This is a genomic window from Halomonas elongata DSM 2581 (assembly GCF_000196875.2).
In the GTDB taxonomy this organism is placed as follows: domain Bacteria; phylum Pseudomonadota; class Gammaproteobacteria; order Pseudomonadales; family Halomonadaceae; genus Halomonas; species Halomonas elongata.
In genome coordinates this window covers 493,190-509,636 of the sequence record NC_014532.2, presented here as the reverse complement: position 1 = coordinate 509,636, position 16,447 = coordinate 493,190, and the positions used below count along the sequence as shown (strand labels likewise).

General features: G+C 65.8%; 19 protein-coding genes. 12 read left to right on the top strand and 7 right to left on the bottom strand.

Translation table 11 applies throughout. The features are described from left to right. Positions 1 to 61: 61 nt before the first annotated feature. From HELO_RS02380 to HELO_RS02350, 7 genes are all read left to right on the top strand, one after another. On the top strand, positions 62 to 1,588 hold the full coding sequence (locus HELO_RS02380; protein ID WP_109637296.1) for an aldehyde dehydrogenase: 1,527 nt from the start codon (positions 62 to 64) through the stop codon (positions 1,586 to 1,588). Position 1,589: 1 nt separating this feature from the next. Next, on the top strand, positions 1,590 to 2,780 hold the full coding sequence (locus tag HELO_RS02375; protein WP_013331207.1) for an iron-containing alcohol dehydrogenase: 1,191 nt from the start codon (positions 1,590 to 1,592) through the stop codon (positions 2,778 to 2,780). Then, entirely contained in the window at positions 2,777 to 3,919 is a 1,143-nt protein-coding gene (locus HELO_RS02370) for a mandelate racemase/muconate lactonizing enzyme family protein (protein ID WP_013331206.1), read from the top strand. The genes HELO_RS02375 and HELO_RS02370 overlap by 4 nt, the downstream gene beginning before the upstream one ends. Before the next feature lie 160 nt (positions 3,920 to 4,079). Further along, positions 4,080 to 5,558 carry a Trk system potassium transporter TrkI gene (gene trkI, locus HELO_RS02365; protein WP_013331205.1) on the top strand — a complete coding sequence of 493 codons (1,479 nt, stop codon included), beginning with the start codon at positions 4,080 to 4,082 and terminating at the stop codon, positions 5,556 to 5,558. 182 nt (positions 5,559 to 5,740) lie between these two features. Continuing rightward, the gene (locus HELO_RS02360; RefSeq protein WP_041601859.1) at positions 5,741 to 6,508 is read left to right on the top strand and encodes a DUF1499 domain-containing protein; all 768 of its coding nucleotides are present in this window, start codon (positions 5,741 to 5,743) and stop codon (positions 6,506 to 6,508) included. Between the two features lie 70 nt (positions 6,509 to 6,578). Beyond that, positions 6,579 to 7,052, top strand: coding sequence for a YbaK/EbsC family protein (locus tag HELO_RS02355; RefSeq protein WP_013331203.1), 474 nt, complete (start codon positions 6,579 to 6,581; stop codon positions 7,050 to 7,052). A gap of 3 nt (positions 7,053 to 7,055) precedes the next feature. Continuing rightward, positions 7,056 to 7,835, top strand: coding sequence for a TSUP family transporter (locus HELO_RS02350; RefSeq protein WP_013331202.1), 780 nt, complete (start codon positions 7,056 to 7,058; stop codon positions 7,833 to 7,835). Between the two features lie 10 nt (positions 7,836 to 7,845). Here HELO_RS02350 and HELO_RS02345 read toward each other — a convergent pair whose 3' ends face one another. From HELO_RS02345 to bla, 3 genes are all read right to left on the bottom strand, one after another. Then, a complete protein-coding gene (locus HELO_RS02345; protein WP_013331201.1) occupies positions 7,846 to 8,214 on the bottom strand; it encodes a hypothetical protein in 369 nt (122 codons plus the stop codon). Further along, complete coding sequence (locus HELO_RS02340) at positions 8,211 to 8,843, bottom strand: SDR family oxidoreductase (RefSeq protein WP_013331200.1); 633 nt, start codon at positions 8,841 to 8,843, stop codon at positions 8,211 to 8,213. Before HELO_RS02340 ends, HELO_RS02345 begins: the two co-directional genes overlap by 4 nt. Before the next feature lie 93 nt (positions 8,844 to 8,936). Continuing rightward, the gene (gene bla, locus HELO_RS02335; RefSeq protein WP_041601858.1) at positions 8,937 to 9,839 is read right to left on the bottom strand and encodes a class A beta-lactamase; all 903 of its coding nucleotides are present in this window, start codon (positions 9,837 to 9,839) and stop codon (positions 8,937 to 8,939) included. A gap of 189 nt (positions 9,840 to 10,028) precedes the next feature. Between bla and HELO_RS02330 the strand changes: the two genes are divergently transcribed. The 3 genes from HELO_RS02330 to arfB are packed head-to-tail and all read left to right on the top strand — an operon-like array spanning position 10,029 to position 11,639. After that, positions 10,029 to 10,952, top strand: a complete 924-nt coding sequence (locus HELO_RS02330; protein WP_013331198.1) for a LysR family transcriptional regulator — start codon at positions 10,029 to 10,031, stop codon at positions 10,950 to 10,952. A 32-nt stretch (positions 10,953 to 10,984) separates the two neighbouring features. Then, on the top strand, positions 10,985 to 11,206 hold the full coding sequence (locus HELO_RS02325; protein WP_013331197.1) for a DUF3820 family protein: 222 nt from the start codon (positions 10,985 to 10,987) through the stop codon (positions 11,204 to 11,206). A 19-nt stretch (positions 11,207 to 11,225) separates the two neighbouring features. Then, a complete protein-coding gene (arfB, locus tag HELO_RS02320; protein ID WP_013331196.1) occupies positions 11,226 to 11,639 on the top strand; it encodes an alternative ribosome rescue aminoacyl-tRNA hydrolase ArfB in 414 nt (137 codons plus the stop codon). A 36-nt stretch (positions 11,640 to 11,675) separates the two neighbouring features. Here arfB and HELO_RS02315 read toward each other — a convergent pair whose 3' ends face one another. Together HELO_RS02315 and HELO_RS02310 are read right to left on the bottom strand one after the other, a co-directional pair. Further along, positions 11,676 to 12,086, bottom strand: a complete 411-nt coding sequence (locus tag HELO_RS02315; RefSeq protein WP_041601857.1) for a VOC family protein — start codon at positions 12,084 to 12,086, stop codon at positions 11,676 to 11,678. 136 nt (positions 12,087 to 12,222) lie between these two features. Beyond that, positions 12,223 to 13,002, bottom strand: a complete 780-nt coding sequence (locus HELO_RS02310; RefSeq protein WP_013331194.1) for a DUF899 domain-containing protein — start codon at positions 13,000 to 13,002, stop codon at positions 12,223 to 12,225. 119 nt (positions 13,003 to 13,121) lie between these two features. Between HELO_RS02310 and HELO_RS02305 the strand changes: the two genes are divergently transcribed. Then, complete coding sequence (locus HELO_RS02305; RefSeq protein WP_013331193.1) at positions 13,122 to 14,342, top strand: hypothetical protein; 1,221 nt, start codon at positions 13,122 to 13,124, stop codon at positions 14,340 to 14,342. Positions 14,343 to 14,387: 45 nt separating this feature from the next. Further along, complete coding sequence (locus HELO_RS02300; RefSeq protein WP_013331192.1) at positions 14,388 to 15,029, top strand: Vgb family protein; 642 nt, start codon at positions 14,388 to 14,390, stop codon at positions 15,027 to 15,029. 66 nt (positions 15,030 to 15,095) lie between these two features. Here HELO_RS02300 and HELO_RS02295 read toward each other — a convergent pair whose 3' ends face one another. Both HELO_RS02295 and HELO_RS02290 read right to left on the bottom strand, forming a co-directional pair. Continuing rightward, complete coding sequence (locus HELO_RS02295) at positions 15,096 to 15,647, bottom strand: nucleotidyltransferase family protein (protein WP_013331191.1); 552 nt, start codon at positions 15,645 to 15,647, stop codon at positions 15,096 to 15,098. Between the two features lie 24 nt (positions 15,648 to 15,671). Further along, positions 15,672 to 16,214, bottom strand: a complete 543-nt coding sequence (locus HELO_RS02290; protein WP_013331190.1) for a GNAT family N-acetyltransferase — start codon at positions 16,212 to 16,214, stop codon at positions 15,672 to 15,674. Between the last annotated feature and the right edge of the window lie 233 nt (positions 16,215 to 16,447).

Below are 16,447 nucleotides of genomic sequence, written 5' to 3'. Positions count from 1 at the left end.
GCTGCCCAGACTGGCCATCGAGATCCTCATCCATCCTTCAGCTCTGGAAACCTGCTGCATCATGGCCGACGACACCGCGATACTGACGCCTCGAACACGCGACCTGGACGGCTGGCGCGAGCTGGCCACGCAACTGTCGCTGCCCTGCCGCGCCTACCTGGGCGGCGACTGGCACAGTGCCGAATCCGGTCGCACCTTCACCGCCCGCAACCCGGCCACCGGCGAGCCGCTGACCGAGGTGGCCGCCTGCGACACCGCCGATGTCGACCGGGCAGTGGCGATCGCACGGCGCACCTTCGAGGCCGGCGAGTGGCGCAACCAGCCACCCGCCGAGCGCAAGGCACGCATGCTCGCCTGGGCCGACGCCATCACCGCCCACGCCGACGAGATCGCCCTGCTCGAGACCCTGGAGACAGGCAAACCGATCGGCCAGACCACCAGCGTGGATGTACCCGGCCTGGTGGGCGGGCTGCGCTGGTACGCCGAAGCGCTCGACAAGCTGTACGGCGAGACCGCGCCCAATGGCGCTTCCAGTGTCTGTTTCATCGAGCGCGAGCCGGTCGGCGTGGTCGCCGCGGTGGTGCCCTGGAACTACCCGCTGATCATTGCCGGCTGGAAGCTCGGTCCGGCGCTGGGCGCCGGCAACTCGGTAATCCTCAAGCCCGCCGAGCAGTCGACACTGGCCACCCTGCGAGTCGCCGCCCTGGCCCGGAACGCCGGTATCCCGAGCGGCGCCCTCCAGGTGATCACCGGCCTGGGCCACGAGGCCGGCCAGGCGTTGGGCCTGCACGATGATGTCGACGCCATCGGCTTCACCGGCTCCACCGAGATCGGCAAGAAGTTCCTGGAATACTCGGCCCGCTCCAACATGAAGCGCATCGGCCTGGAATGCGGCGGCAAGAGCCCGCACATCGTCACCCGCGACGTCGACGACCTCGACCGCATCGCCATGTATGTCGCCTACGGCGTCTGGTACAACCAGGGCGAAACCTGCCACGCCGGCACCCGGCTGATCGTCGACCGCGCCATCAAGGACGAACTGCTGGCCAGGGTGCGCCAGTGGGCCGACCGACTCCAGCCCGGCGATCCCCTCGACCCCGACACCCAGATGGGTGCGATGATCGAGCCCGAACATGCCGACAAGGTCATGGGCTATCTCCAGCAGGGCCGCGACGAGGGAGCCCGGCTGCTGTTCGGCGGTGAGCGCGTACGCCAGGACAGCGGCGGCGTTTTCATCACGCCGGCGATCTTCGACGACGTCACCAACGACATGCGCATCGCCCGCGAGGAGATCTTCGGGCCGGTGCTGGTGGTGATCGCCGTCGATGGCCTCGACGAGGCCCTGGAAGTCGCCAACGACACCGACTACGGCCTCGGCGCGGCAATCTGGACCCAGCGCATGAGCGACGGCCACCGCGCCGCCCGCGCCCTGCGCGCCGGCACCGTCTGGGTCAACTGCTACGACCACACTTCCATCAACGCCCCCTTCGGCGGCTACAAGCAGTCCGGGCAGGGGCGCGACAAGTCGCTGCACGCCTTCGACAAGTACACCGAACTCAAGACCACCTGGATCGAGCTGGATACCTGACATGCCGATGAACTTCACGACCGGCCGGCAGGTGCCCCTGGTGGTCGGCGCCGGTGCGCTGGCGCAACTGCCCGAGCTGTGCCGCACTCATGGCGCCAGCAGCGCGTTGATTATCGCCGATGCCGGCATCGCCGCTACCGGCCTGGTCGACCGACTGGCCTCGCTGCTTGACGGTGAGCTGCCCGTGACGCGCTTCATCGCGCCTGCCGGAGAACCGACACTCGCCACGGTCGACGCCGGCGCCGAAGCCGCTCGTGAGCTCGAGTCGCCGCTGGTGATCGGCCTGGGCGGCGGCACCGCGCTGGACATCGCCAAACTGGTGGCCGCCCTGGTCACGAGTCCCGGCGCCATGGCCGACTATCTGCTCGCCCGCACGCCTTGGGCAGGACGTGCGCCCGCGATGATGATCCCCACCACTTCGGGCACCGGCTCGGAGGTCACCCGCACCTCGATCGTCGCCGACGACCGTGGTCGCAAGCAGTGGGCCTGGGGCGACGAGTTGCTGCCCGAGGCGGTGCTGCTCGATCCCGAACTGACGCGCACCCTGCCGGCGCCGCTGACCGCCGCCACCGGGCTGGACGCCTTCGTGCACGCCCTCGAGGCGACCAGCGGCCAGGGACGACACGTCGTCATCGAAGCCAGCGCGCTGCAGGCGATGCGTCTGATCGGCCAGGCACTGCCCCGTGCGGTGGCCGCCCCCGATGACCTGGAAGCGCGCCAGCACATGCAGGTCGCCGCCTGTCTCGCCGGCCAGGCGATCGACAACGGCGGCACGGGCCTGGGCCACAACATCGGCCATGCCCTCGGCTCGCTCTACCATCTGCCGCATGGCATCGCCGTGACGCTCGGCGTGGAGGCCACGCTGGCCTGGACGATCGAGGGACGCGAGGCCGTCTTCGCCCCGGCGGCCAAGGCCCTGGCGAGTGGCGATACCGCCAGCGAGCTGCCCGCCCGCTTCAGCGCCCTGGTCGATGCCGCCCGCTTCAACGCGGCGCTGGCTCCCTTCGCCGACCTCGAGCTGAATGCCGGAGCACTTGCCGCGACCATGCAGGCCGAAGAGAACGCCCCCATGGCCGACAACGCCGCGCGACGGCCGGCGGCCGACGACTGGCATGCACTCGCCGAAGCCACAGTGTCGTTGTTCGAGCGCCGCCTGGCCCACCTGAAAGCCGCCCAGGAGCACCCCGCATGAGTGTCATCGAACGCATCGAGATCACCCACCACCAGCAGCCGCTCGAGCCGCCCTTCCCGGCGGCCTGGGATAGCCAGCCGCGCCGGCTGTTTCCGGCGACGCTGGTCCGGGTGATCGACAATGAGGGGCGCGAAGGCGTCGGCTCCGGCGACGCGATGTACGGCTTCGAGGACTTTCGCTCGCTGTTCATCGGCCGCGACCCGCTGGACCTGGAACGACACAGCGGGGTGATCGACAACATCGGCTTTCATGCCGGGCGCTGCTGGCCGATGGAAGTCGCACTCTGGGACCTCGCCGGCAAGATTCGCGGCGAGCCGGTCTGGCGCATGCTCGGCGGCACCTCGAACCGATTGCGTGCCTATGCTTCCAGCGGCACCCATCGCCCGCTCGAGCAACTGGTGGCCCTGGCCGAACAGGTGCGCGACGCCGGTTTTCCGGCCATGAAGCTGCGCTTCGGCCGGCCCCGGCTCGAGGACGACATCGCAGCCCTGGCGGCGGTGCGCCAGACGCTCGGCGAAGCCTTCACGCTAATGGTCGACTGCAACCAGGGCTGGCGCATGCCCTGGGACGTCCAGGCTCCCTGGGATCTGGCCAAGGCCAGCGAAGTGGCCGAGGAACTGATCCGCCACAACGTGCTGTGGATGGAGGAACCGCTCTACCGGGGCGACTATCCCGGCATGGCGGCGCTCAACGCCCACACCGGCGACAGGTTGAAGATCGCCGGCGGCGAGATGACCCGCGAGCCCTACGAGTTCCATGAGATGCTGCGGCGCGACTGCCTGGACGTCTACCAGCCCGATGCCGTCTGCTCGATCGGCATGCTGGGGCTCTCCCGGCTGGCACGGGATGTGACCGCGCACGGCAAGTGGTTCACCCCGCACACCTGGGGCAACGGCATCGGCCTGATCGCCAACCTGCATCTGACCGCCGGCACCGTGGGCCCCGAGGGTTGCCCTTACCTGGAATTCCCCTTCGACCCGCCGGAGTGGACGCCCGAGGCCCGCGATTACCCGCTCGCCACTCCGCTGACCATCGACGACGCCGGATGGCTGTCCCTCTCGGAAGCGCCGGGCCTTGGCGTCATGCTCGACGAACGACGCCTGCGCGATACCCGGACCGATCGGGCCACCTACCGCTGAGTTCGCCGACACGGAATGCCTGCGTTTGCGCGGGCGTTCCCCTCGAACGGTACGACCCAAAGGCACCGATCTTGGTAATTTTACGGATTTTTCTGCCACTCCATGCTTTCATGTGCATCTCGTTCTGTGAGGTGGATGAAGAAAAGGAGAGGCCTCGTCCATGGCTGACACCCGGAGGGTCACGGATACGTTGCGCCGGTGGGCGCCCATTCTCAAGGTGCTTGCCGTGTTATGGCTGGTTCTGGCCATATTCATGGCAATACCATTGCTGGTATTGATCGTCGAGAGCGAACCGGACGCCCTGGCCTTTGGCCTGTCCATCGCCATCGTGCTGGCGGCAGCGACACTGTCGTGGATCGTCACCTGGCGGATTCCGGTCAGCCTCAAGCCCTGGCAGATGTTCGTGCTGACGACACTCAGTTGGGTGACCATCAGCAGTTTCGCCAGCCTGCCTCTGGTCCTGGGGGCGCCGCAGTTGTCGCTGACCAATGCGGTCTTCGAATCCGTGTCGGCCATCACCACCACAGGCTCGACGATACTGGTGCATATCGAGGATCTCTCGGATGGCCTCAAGCTCTGGCGCGGCATCATGCAGTGGCTCGGTGGCATCGGCATCATCGTCATGGGCATCGCCATCCTGCCGTTTCTCAAGGTCGGCGGCATGCGCCTGTTCCATACCGAGTCCTCCGATTGGTCCGACAAGGTGATGCCACGCACGGGCGGCATCGCCAAGGCGACACTGAGCATCTACTGCGGCTTTACCCTGCTGGCCGCGATGGCCTATTACCTCGGTGGCATGAGCCCGCTCGATGCCGTCGTGCATGCCATGACCTCGCTTGCCACCGGCGGCTTCGCCAATTCCGATGCCTCCTTCGGGGCCTATGCCGAACAGCCGCAGTTGCTCTGGATGGGCAGCCTGTTCATGCTCTGCGGCGCCTTGCCGTTCGTGCTCTACATTCGCTTCCTGCGCGGCTCTCGGATGGCCCTGCTGCGCGACCAGCAGGTACAAGGCCTGCTGTTGCTGCTGTTGCTCGTCATCCTCGCGCTCACGATCTGGCGAGTCTCACAGGGCACCCCAGCCTTCACGTCACTGACCCAGGTGACGTTCAACGTCGTGTCCGTGGTTACCACCACCGGCTATGCCTCGGACGATTACAGCGCCTGGGGAGCCACGGCCTACGTGGCGTTCTTCTATCTCACCTTCGTCGGGGGCTGCAGCGGCTCCACCAGCGGCGGCATGAAGATCTTCCGTTTTCAGGTGGCCATGCTGTTGCTGCGCGACCAGTTGCGCTACCTGATACACGCCAGCGGCGTCTTCGTCTCGCGATACAACAACCAGCCGCTGACCGATGACATCACGCGTGGCGTCGTGGCCTTCTCCTTCTTCTTCTTCCTGACGGTCGCCGGCCTGGCCCTGGGGCTGAGCCTGCTCGGGCTCGACTTCACCACAGCCTTGTCCGGCGCGGCCACGGCGGTCGCCAATGTCGGGCCGGGCCTGGGCGAGACGATCGGCCCCGCCGGCAACTTCGCCCCGCTGCCGGATGCCGCCAAATGGCTACTCTGTGTGGGCATGTTGATGGGACGCCTGGAGATCCTGACGGTACTGGTGCTCCTGACGCCCATGTTCTGGCGGCAGTAACCTTCTCGCTACCATGATGCAACGACCCAGGCGCTTCATGCGCGCCTGGGCAGGCTTTCCCGTAGCGTCGCGGAGCGTGGGCGCCCATGCTTCCCGGCATGAATTTCCTGGCCCCGGTCGGCAAGGAGGGGGTCGGGGGCCTATGCTATGGGTTTGTCATCTGCATCGGGAGAATGCGCGTTATGTCGTCCCTGACCTTCAAGCCACGCCCCCGAGGCGGCAACTGGCCCGTCGTGCTCGGCTGGCTGGGCGTCATCCTGCTGGTGGTCGCGGTGGCGCTGATGGGGGCGGCAGGGCCGGCCTATCGGCTCGAGTGGCTGTCGCTGGGGACGTCGTTCACCTTGCTGCGCCAGGGGGCGCATCTGGCCCTCGGGGCCGGCGTGCTGGGCCTGCTGACCTTCATGGTGGCCGGGTTGTGCCGTCGCTGGCGACCGGCGCTGGTGGGCATGCTGGTGATCCTGGCGGTGGCGGCGACCATCGCGCTGCCGGCGCAGATGATGCACATGGCCCGCACCGTGCCGCCGATTCACGACATCACCACCGACGTGACCACCCCGCCCGCCTTCGAGGCACTGGCAGACGAACGCCAGGCGGCTCCCAATGCGGTCGCCTATCCCGGCGAACCCACCGCCCGACAGCAGCGCATCGCCTATCCACACCTTGCGCCCATCACCCTGGACCAGCCCCTGGATCGGGTCATGGCCGCCGTGGAGGCCGCGGCCGACGCCCAGGACTGGCACATCGCCGAAGTCACGTCGCACCGCCTCGAGGCAACCGCCACCACGCGCTGGTTCGGCTTCGAAGACGACATCGTGATCCGGCTGACGGAAACACCGGACGGCGTGCGGGTCGACATGCGCTCGGCCTCGCGGATAGGACGCAGCGACCTCGGCACCAACGCGGCCCGCATCCAGACCTTCCTCGAGGACGTGCAGCGCCGCGCACAATAGTCGGCCCGCCTCCACAGGATTCTCTGATTCGCTATGATCGTGGTTTGGTGAATGAATCAGGGAGCCGACCATGAGCCTTGCCAGCGTGCGCACCTTTCTCGCCGAGAAAGCCCCCGACATCGAGATACTCGAGCTCGAGACCAGTACCGCCACCGTGGCCCTGGCCGCCGAGGCGCATGGGGTGGCGCCAGGACAGATCGCCAAGACCCTGGCCTTCCGGATCGGCGAACGCCAGGTACTGGTCGTGGCCAGCGGCGACGCGCGCTTCGACAATCGCAAGATGCGCGATACCTTCGCCGGCAAGGCGAAGATGCTCGATGCCGAGACCGTGCTGGCACTGACCGGGCATCCCGTGGGCGGTGTCTGCCCGTTCGGGCTGGCCTCGCCGCTGCCGGTCTACTGCGATGCTTCGCTCAAGGCCTATGACGAGGTGTTGCCCGCCGCTGGCGAAGTGAACAGCGCCGTGCGCCTCACCCCGACACGGCTGGCCGAGCTCGTCGACGCCGAGTGGGTGGACGTGTGCAAGACACCGGAAGTTGCCTGAACCATGGCGGAACTCGAATGGTATCAGTACGCACTCATCGGCTTGATCTTCGCCTGGAGCGGCTTCGTCAGGACGAGCCTGGGCTTCGGTGGCGCGGTACTGGCCCTGCCCTTCCTGTTGCTGGTGCTCGATGAGCCGCTGGTCTTCCTGCCGATCGTCGCCATCCACCTGCTGATCTTCTCGAGCTGGATCGCCTGGCGCGGCCATCGCCAGGCTCGCGCCGATGATGCCGGGGCGCGAGATGGCGGCAATATCGATTGGGCCTACCTGTTCCGGGCACTGAAGATCATGATCGTGCCCAAGCTGATCGGCGTGGTGGGCCTCTTGACCCTGCCGGGCAACATCATGTCGATCATCATCTTCGTGATCGTGCTCGTCTACGGCACGAGTTACCTGCTGAACCGGCCATTTCGCAGCCAGAACAAAGCCGTCGACTGCGTACTGCTGGGGCTGGGCGGCTACGTCAGCGGTACCTCGCTGATCGGCGCGCCCCTGATCGTCTCGGTATTCGCCAGTCACGTGGCGAAACACCAGCTACGCGACACCCTGTTCGTGCTGTGGTTCATCCTGGTGGCGATCAAGATGGTCTCGTTCGTCATCGCCGGCGTGGATCTGCAACTGATCCACCAACTGTGGCTGCTGCCCTGCGCCCTGGCCGGCCACCTGCTCGGCGAACGTGCCCATCGCTACATGCTGTCCGCCGGCAGCGGCGTTTTCTTCCGCGTGCTCGGCGGCGTGCTGATCCTGGTCAGCGTGATAGGGCTGATCAGCGGGGCGGGCTGAGCGCCGCCCCTCAGCCGCGAGCCGCCAGGGCGCGACGAAATTCCTCGTGATAGGCGTCGACCTGGCGCGCGGGATCGGCCGTCAGTCGTCCAAGCTCGACGGCCAGTTCGAAGAAGCCCGTCGCCGGTAGGCTCTCTCCGCCGCGCTGACTGACCACCAGGGCGGCGATCATCGGTCGTGCCTGGCGGACATCCTCACGCATCAACGCCTCCAGGGCCGTCGTCACGCGCTGAATGGTGCGCGGCGGCGTCAGCCCCAGGGTTGCGGCGAGCTGGCGATAGGTCATCGGCAAGGCGGACTCGGGCAGCGTTTCCAGCACACGGCGCACCCTCTCGGCCAGTGCCGGGTCGCTGGCCCCGGGCGTGATGTTGCCACTCACGACAGCGCCTCGGCGATCTCGCGTTCGCCGTCGAGCAGGTCGAATTCACAATCGACCAGCGTGCGAGCCTGGACCAGATGCAACAGCGCATGCGCCACATTGGCCCGGGAGACGGTGTTCTCGCCGCCGGTTTCCTCGAGTGAGGTAGCGACCTTGCGAGTGGCGGCCTCATCGGTCAGTCGGCCGGGCTTGAGGATGACATGCGGCACTCGCGAGTGGCGAAGGTGCGCATCGGCAGCGAACTTGGCCGCCGTGTAGGGGCGCAGCTTCTCGGGAGCGCTCAGCGGGTCCTCGGCGCGCATGGCGCTGACCATCAGATAGCGTGACAGCCCCAGTTCGCTCGCCAGGTCGGCGGCGCGGATTGCCCCGTAGAGATCGATCATCAGCGTCTTGTCGGGCCCGGTATGCGGCCCGGAGCCCGCCGTGAAGAGTACCTGGTCGCAGCCCTCGAAGGCGTGGCGCAGCTCGCCTTCCAAGTCGGCCACCACGGTATCGATGCCACGCTCTTCGAACCAGGCACGCTGCTCTTCGCTTCGCACCATCGCCTTGATGGGCTCGCCCGCCGCTTTGGCCAGCTCGCAGAACTGGCGCCCGATCTGTCCGTTGGCGCCGATCACCAGTGTCGTCATGCTGCCTCCTCGCGTGGGATTGTCTCCCTTGCATGTGGGCCGGCCGCGAAAGATTCAAGGCCGGCCCGACACGAGTGCAGCAACCATGGCTGTTCAGCGTTGCTGCAAGGCCCTTGCCACGAGCTTCCCGACCTCGGCAATGGCAGCGTTGCGCTGGTCCATGTCGCCTTCGAACTCGGTGAGGTAGGCGCTGATGATCACCGGTTCGCCGTCCGATGGCCAGGCCACTGCCACGTTGTTCGTCGAGCCGTGTGCGCCACTACCGGTCCGGTCGCCGATCCGCCAGTCGTCGGGTAGGCCGGCGCGCAGGCGGGCATCGCCCGTCCGGTTGCCGAGGAACCAGTCGGTGAGTCGCTCCCGGGACTCTTCCGAGAGTCGGTCGCCGAGGAACAGCGCCTGCAGGTCGGCCGCCATCGCCGCCGGCGTGGTGGTGTCGCGCGGATCGCCGGGAATGGCCTCGTTGAGCTTGGTTTCCCAACGGTCGAGACGCGTCATGTCATCGCCCAGCGAGCGTGTGAAATCGGTCACCGCGCTGGGGCCACCGATCGCCTTCAGCACCATGTTGGCTGCGCTGTTGTCGCTGTAGCCCATGGCGGCTTCGCAGAGCGAACCCAGCGTCATGCCGGGTTCCCCGACATGTTCCTTGGTGACCGGCGAATAGGTCACCAGATCATCCTGCTCGTAGATCACGCGGCGCTGCAGTTCTTCCTGGCCGGCATCCACGCGGTCCAGCAAGGCGGCGCAGGCCAGGACCTTGAAGGTACTGGCCATGGGGAAACGTTCGTCCTCGCGATGGCCCCAATGCCGGCCACTGCCGGTATCGGTCACCGCGACGCCGAGGCGGGCATCGAGGCGCTGCTCCAGCGATGCCAGCTCGGCCTCCAGGCCAGCACCCTCGGTATCGGCCAGGGTGATCATCGGGGTGAACATGGCTCCCGCCACGGCCAGGGAGCCCAACAGGGCAGTGAACCCACGACGGGTCAGGGATATCGACACGACACTCTCCTTATGCAATCCACCATTTCGGGTAAACGGCGAGCGGGCATGATCAAACCACGTTCGGTCACACCATGTCCGACCGTCCGACGCTTTCACGACATCATCGGAGATCAAGCCTATATAGCGGCCATTCGCACCACAAACCATGATATTTTGCCTCACACATAAGCTGAGTTAGGGCTTGTCATGGCCAGACCCCATCTCCCCCTCAATGCCCTGCGTGCCTTCGAGGCCGCTGCGCGACATGCAAGCTTCACTCAGGCAGCCAACGAACTGAACGTCACCCAGGCGGCCGTCAGCCATCAGGTCAAGCTGCTCGAGAGCAGACTCGACGTGGCACTGTTCAAGCGCCTGCCACGGGGGCTGCTGATCACGCCGGAAGGTGAGGCTCTGCTGCCCGTCATGCAGGATTCCTTCGATCGCATGGCCGAGATGCTGGAACGCCTGGAGACGGGGCGGGTCCGCGACATCCTGATGGTCGGCGCGGTGGGAACCTTCGCCGTGGGCTGGCTCTTGCCCCACCTGCCGGACTTTCAAGCGCGCCATCCACTCATCGAGATACGCCTGTCGACCCACAACAATCGAGCCGACATCGCCGCCGAAGGGCTGGATTATGCGGTACGCTTCGGCGATGGCGGCTGGCATGGCACCGAGGCGATGCCGCTCTTCGAGGCACCGCTTTCGCCCCTGTGCATCCCGCGCATCGCCGAATCGCTGCACGAGCCGAGCGACTTGATGCATCACACCCTGCTGCGTTCCTATCGCGAGCACGAATGGACAAGCTGGTTCGAAGCCGCCGGCGTGCATGCCACACCACCTCTCGCCCAGGGCATCGTCTTCGATTCCTCGCTGGCAATGATGGACGCCGCCCTGCAGGGGGCCGGGGTGGCGCTCTGCCCGCCCCGGATGTTCACTCGACAACTGGCCAGCGGCGCCATCCGCCAGCCCTTCGACCTGCACACTTCCATGGGCGGCTACTGGCTGACGCGCTTGAAGTCGCGCCCCGTCACACCGGCCATGCACGCCTTCGAGACCTGGCTCGGCGAGGCCTCGACACCACACCGGGCCATGGATACCGGCCATTTCCCTGAACACCGGCCATTGCCGTAAGATACGACCCTCGTCATGACAGGAGCATGCCCGTGAATCCCGAAGATCTGGAACGACTGGTAAGCCTGCGGATGCCTTTCGGCAAGTACGAAGGGACCCTGATCGCCGACCTTCCCGGCCCTTACCTCAACTGGTTCGCCAGGGAGGGCTTTCCGAGCGGCGAGATCGGCCGGCTGCTGCACCTGATGCATGAAATCGACCATAACGGTCTGGGCGGGTTGCTCGACCCACTGCGATCCACGTCGCAGGCGTGATCCCGGACCCGGGGAGCCTATGCTGCGTATTTCCAATACCGTGGAACTGACCGATCAGGAGATCGAAATCACCCAGATTCGCGCCCAGGGCGCGGGTGGGCAGAACGTCAACAAGGTCGCCTCGGCGGTGCACCTGCGCTTCGACATACCCGGCTCGAGCCTGCCTCCCTTCTACAAGGAACGCCTGATGGCGCTGTCGGATCGGCGCATCAGCAAGGAAGGGGTCATCATCATCAAGGCCCAGAATCACCGTACGCTGGAGCTTAACAAGGAAGATGCCCTGGGACGGCTGCGCGAACTGATCCAGGGCGCCGTTCAACAACGCAAGACCCGCAAGGCAACCCGGCCGACCCGGGGCTCCCAACGCCGCCGGGTCGACAAGAAGGTTCAGAAAGGCAAGACCAAGGCCCTGCGAGGCAAGATCAAGCCCTGACCGGGCACCCTACTCGGTCGACCGGCCCCTACGGGCTCAGGTGTCGGTCGGCATCGCCGCCATGTCCATCCACATCGCCTCCCAGACGTGTCCATCCGGATCCGCGAGGTTGCGGTTATACATGAAGCCGAGATCCTGAAGAGGATTGATGTCCGCCGTGCCGCCATTGGCGGCGGCCGCCTCGTTCATGTCATCGACGGCTTCCCGACTCTCGCATGAGATGGCGAGCATCACCTCACTGGAGGTGGCCGGCGGTATCGGACGGCTGGTGAAGGTCCGCCACTTGTCGTGGGTGAGCAGCATGACGCTGATCGTCTCGCTCCAGACCATGCAGGCCGCCGTTTCATCGGTGAACGTCGGGTTATTCTCGAAACCGAGGGCCTGATAGAACGCCATCGAGGCGCCGAGGTCGGTAACGGGCAGATTCACGAAAATCATCCTGGTCATGATTCCTCTTCTCCGCGGGGTTGAGAATGGCGACAGCCAGAGGCGCTGCCTCAGGATAGTCGCGCGGAGAAGCCTCGTTTCGACAGACCGAGCTGTGCGACGAGCCATGCAACGGACCAGATAACATGTTCGTGACTCACGACTCGCCGTACTCGTCGTGGCGCCGCCACCAGATTCCTCCGGACTCGTTACGCCCCAGGGGCGCCCGATCGAGCCACTGGTAGGAGCCCCACAGCCCATCCAATCCGCGCGAATACGTGGAATAACAGTGGTAGACGGCGCCGTCCTCCAGGACAAAGGTGCTCATCCCCGGCCGGTCGCGCTGATAGGTGGCCGTATCGGTACCACACATGGCCGCAAACTGTGACTCCGGCGCCTCGCCGCCACCTGCCTTCCCGGCCCGCCATGCGAACACGGGCTCGCGCTGATAGTTGTACTCGATGTCCCCGTCACGTTGCTGTTGCTCGGTGAACCAGACGCTGAAATCGAAATTGAAGTCACCATCGGGCGACGAGGCCCAGGGAAAGGACCAGCCCATGCGCTGCTTGTAGGCCTGCAGGGTTGCCAGCGGCGCCCGCGACACCGCCATCAGGGTGACATCATGATGGGCCAGGTGCGTCACGAAGCCGTTGAAGCCATCCGCGATCATCGAACATGACGGGCAGCCCGCCTCGTAGTCCGGGCCGAACATGAAATGATAGACGATCAGTTGCGAGCGCCCCTGGAAAAGATCCTTCAGCGAGGCATCTCCTGCCTCGGTCTCGAAACGATACGACTTGTCGATTCTCACCCACGGCAGCGCCTGGCGCCGCTGCGCCAATTCATCACTGCGCCGTGTCAGTTCCTTCTCTGCCTGCAGCAGTTCGAGCCGCTCCGCCAGCCATTCTTCGCGTGTCGCCGTTCTGTGTTCCACCATTTCGGCATTCTCCCTTCGGGTTCATGCATGGATCCGATGTGGCCCGTTGGTGTCGGGCCATGGGATATATTTAGTGCAGACACGCCAGGACCGGGAGTAACAATGATGGCGACATTTGGATGGATGCACTGATCGAAGCCGCGGGGCGCGCACTCGCGGCGGGCGACCCGCTCGGTGCGCTGAATCGGATTGCCCTGCGCGAGGATGCGCCAGCCCTCGCCCTGAGAGGCATCGCCCTGGCGCGGCTCGGCGATCTCTCGCTAGGCCGGGAGCGCCTGCGCGATGCCGCGCGAGCGTTCGGCTCGAAGGAAGCGGCGGCCCGTGCACGATGCATCGTCGCCGAAGCCGAGATCGCGCTAGTCTCGCGTGACCTCGGCTGGTCCGCCAGGGCCCTCGGCGGCGCCCGCGACACCCTGGAGACACACGGCGACCTCGTGAACGCTTCGCATGCCCGCCATCTCGAGGCCCGCCACCTTCTGCTGCGCGGTCGTCTCGACGAGGCCGACGCCATCCTCGCCGACATCGATACCGCCCCTTTACCGCCAGCCTTGCGAGCCGCCCACGAACTCGTGGTGGCGGGGATCGCGACGCGGCGTCTCAAGACCGGGCGGGTGCACGCCGCGCTCGCCCGGGCCGAAAACGCCGCCCGGGCCGCCGGCATCCCAGCCCTGATGGCGGAGGTCGAGACAGCCTCGCGCATTCTTCGCACCACCGCGGCACGCCGGATAACGCGTGACGACGCCTGTCCCCTGCTGCTCGAGGATGTCGAGGCGCTTCTGGCATCGCGGGCCCTCGTGGTGGATGCCTGCCGCCATGTCGTGCGCCACGCCGACAGCGTGGTTTCGCTCACCCGACGACCGGTGCTGTTCGCGCTCGTGCGCGCCCTGGGCGAATCCTGGCCCGACGACGTGCCGAGAGAAACCCTCATCAAGCGTGCCTTCCGAACGCGCTACGTCGATGAAACGCATCGTGCGCGATTGCGGGTCGAGATCGGCCGACTGCGCACGGCGCTACGTTCGCTGGCATCGGTGAGCGCCACGCACCGAGGGTTCTCGCTGGCGGCATGCGAGGCTCGTGAGGTCGTCGTGCTGGCGCCTCCCGACGATACGCCACATGCCGACGTGATGGCCCTGCTCGCCGACGGCGAGGCCTGGTCGAGTTCGGCCCTGGCGCTTGCGCTCGGCGTCAGCCAACGCACCGCACAACGCTCGCTCGACGCGCTGGCGGCGGCGAACAAGGTGCAGGCCTATGGTCGCGGGCGGGCACGACGCTGGATGACAGGCGCCATCCCCGGATTCACGACAACCTTGTTACTCCCTGGTCCGCTGCCGAGCGGCTAGCCTGCATCAGGCAACCCACAAGCGATGTCCATCAAGGGGAAGACAATGCAACGACAATCAGCCGAAGTGCTTCGCGAGTACGGCCCGTTTCCGGGCATCGAGTGCGTGCATGGCGTGACATTCGACGGCCGCTACATCTGGCTGGCGACCGGCGAGACACTGACCGCCCTCGATCCGACCAGCGGCAAGACCGAACGATCGGTGGATGCCGCCGCCTCCGCCGGAACGGCGTTCGATGGCCAACATCTGTTCCAGATCGCCGGCCAGCGCATCCAGCGCATCGACCCGGAGACCGGCGACGTGCTCGCGACGATACCCTCGCCCAGCGGCGACGATGACTCGGGGCTGGCCTGGGCCGAAGGAACGCTCTGGGTGGGGCAGTACGAAGGACGCAGGATCCTCCAGGTCGATCCTCAGACGGGCGCCGTGCTGCGCACCCTCGAATCCAACCGCATGGTCACCGGGGTCACCTGGGTCGACGGCGAACTCTGGCACGGCACCTGGGAAAGCGGCGAGAGCGATGTACGACGGATCGACCCGCACAGCGGGGAAGTCCAGCAACGGCTCGACCTACCGACCGACACGGGCGTCTCGGGGCTCGAGTCCGATGGAGCCGACCGCTTCTTCTGCGGTGGAGGCCCCAGTGGACGGTTGAGGGCCATCCGTCGCCCCCAGAGGGAGGCCTGACACCCGGTACCCGACATGCGTGGCCCGCCCCGGGGCCACCATGCCACCCAAGATACCGCTCGCCCTTCAACCGGCGACGACCAGCCTTGGCCATATCGATAGCCAATCCTTGTTCCGGGACCGTTCCCGAAAGGCCACCATGTTCCGACATCTCGGATTGTAGGTCACCTGGCCTTCCAGCAACGATGTCAGGCCGAGGGGAGACACCAGCGACATGCTTCCCTCCCCGTCGAGACGAACTCCCACGGCCGTTTCCCGCTCGACCCAGTACGTCATGGCATCGCTCGTCGAGCGATAGGGAGCATCACCATTGCGTTCATGCATCCTGGCTTGATTCTTGACCGACCATGGCAGCCTCGACACGCTATTCAGATAGCCTTCCAGATCGCGATCCCGGCTCTCCGAGTCATCGTCGGGGTCGAAGTACACGAGATCGATGTCATTGAGAGGCGTCGAATGCGCGTATCCATGGAGCCGATCCCACACCAGGTTGCGCACGAATCCTGCGGCCAGACACCAGTCAGCAAGGCCCAGACATTCGGCCAGTTCCAGTGCTTCGCATCGGACGGGATCGGCATGCAACCAGGCGAGAATTCTGTTTTCCGGGTCATGGAACATGGCGGGTTCTCTATCCAACTGGGGCTATCCGACAGAGCTAGCCATTTCGCGCCATTGCGCTCGGGACAAGCGATACACCCGGACATCGCGCCCATGGAAGTGACATGTGACGAATGCCTGGAACCCGATCTTTTCCGCCACGCGGATGGAAGCCCGATGTGCCGGCTCGATGACGGACACCACTTCCTCCAGCCGCTGAACGTCGAAGGCATGCGCCATCACCGCCCGGGCCGCCTCGGTAGCCAGCCCGCGATGCCAGAACTGCCTGGCCAGGCGATAGCCGATCCCGATCTCCTCGACGCCTGCCACCTCTTCCGGCACCAGCCCACAGAACCCCACGAACGCACCGGAACCCCGATCGATCAGCGCCATGGGGCCAAAACCACGGAGCGCATGACAGTCCTGGCTCCAGTCGAGAAAACGGCGGGTTGCCCGACGGTCACAGACGCCCCGAACGGAAAACCGCATCACCTCCGGATCGCTCAGGAGGGCCGTCAGGTCGGCCAGATCCTCTTTCGCCAAACGACGAATGATCAGCCGCTCCGTCTCGAACGCGCGCCCGCTCATCGATCAGACAACGCCAGTTGAATCCCCAAGGCGCCGGGCACCAGCACGACGATCAGGGAAGTGATCAGAAATTCGATGGAGATCATGCCAGGCTGTCCTCTTGCGCTCGGAGGAAAATGAACGAACTTCGAGTCTAGGCCACCGCCTGACGCTCAGGAAGTAGCGTCCTCGGCCTGTTGCCGGAAATCACCTTCATGTTTCTCGAATATCACGGGGAGCGCGAGCACATCCCT

Excerpts from the sequence above, each read along its gene's own strand:
- HELO_RS02380 (WP_109637296.1), top strand. The coding sequence starts at position 62 with ATGGCCGACGACACCGCGATACTGACGCCTCGAACACGCGACCTGGAC.
- HELO_RS02375 (WP_013331207.1), top strand. The coding sequence starts at position 1,590 with ATGCCGATGAACTTCACGACCGGCCGGCAGGTGCCCCTGGTGGTCGGC.
- HELO_RS02370 (WP_013331206.1), top strand. The coding sequence starts at position 2,777 with ATGAGTGTCATCGAACGCATCGAGATCACCCACCACCAGCAGCCGCTC.
- trkI (WP_013331205.1), top strand. The coding sequence starts at position 4,080 with ATGGCTGACACCCGGAGGGTCACGGATACGTTGCGCCGGTGGGCGCCC.
- HELO_RS02360 (WP_041601859.1), top strand. The coding sequence starts at position 5,741 with ATGTCGTCCCTGACCTTCAAGCCACGCCCCCGAGGCGGCAACTGGCCC.
- HELO_RS02355 (WP_013331203.1), top strand. The coding sequence starts at position 6,579 with ATGAGCCTTGCCAGCGTGCGCACCTTTCTCGCCGAGAAAGCCCCCGAC.
- HELO_RS02350 (WP_013331202.1), top strand. The coding sequence starts at position 7,056 with ATGGCGGAACTCGAATGGTATCAGTACGCACTCATCGGCTTGATCTTC.
- HELO_RS02340 (WP_013331200.1), bottom strand. The coding sequence starts at position 8,843 with ATGACGACACTGGTGATCGGCGCCAACGGACAGATCGGGCGCCAGTTC.
- HELO_RS02330 (WP_013331198.1), top strand. The coding sequence starts at position 10,029 with ATGGCCAGACCCCATCTCCCCCTCAATGCCCTGCGTGCCTTCGAGGCC.
- arfB (WP_013331196.1), top strand. The coding sequence starts at position 11,226 with ATGCTGCGTATTTCCAATACCGTGGAACTGACCGATCAGGAGATCGAA.
- HELO_RS02315 (WP_041601857.1), bottom strand. The coding sequence starts at position 12,086 with ATGACCAGGATGATTTTCGTGAATCTGCCCGTTACCGACCTCGGCGCC.
- HELO_RS02310 (WP_013331194.1), bottom strand. The coding sequence starts at position 13,002 with ATGGTGGAACACAGAACGGCGACACGCGAAGAATGGCTGGCGGAGCGG.
- HELO_RS02305 (WP_013331193.1), top strand. The coding sequence starts at position 13,122 with ATGGATGCACTGATCGAAGCCGCGGGGCGCGCACTCGCGGCGGGCGAC.
- HELO_RS02300 (WP_013331192.1), top strand. The coding sequence starts at position 14,388 with ATGCAACGACAATCAGCCGAAGTGCTTCGCGAGTACGGCCCGTTTCCG.
- HELO_RS02295 (WP_013331191.1), bottom strand. The coding sequence starts at position 15,647 with ATGTTCCATGACCCGGAAAACAGAATTCTCGCCTGGTTGCATGCCGAT.
- HELO_RS02290 (WP_013331190.1), bottom strand. The coding sequence starts at position 16,214 with ATGAGCGGGCGCGCGTTCGAGACGGAGCGGCTGATCATTCGTCGTTTG.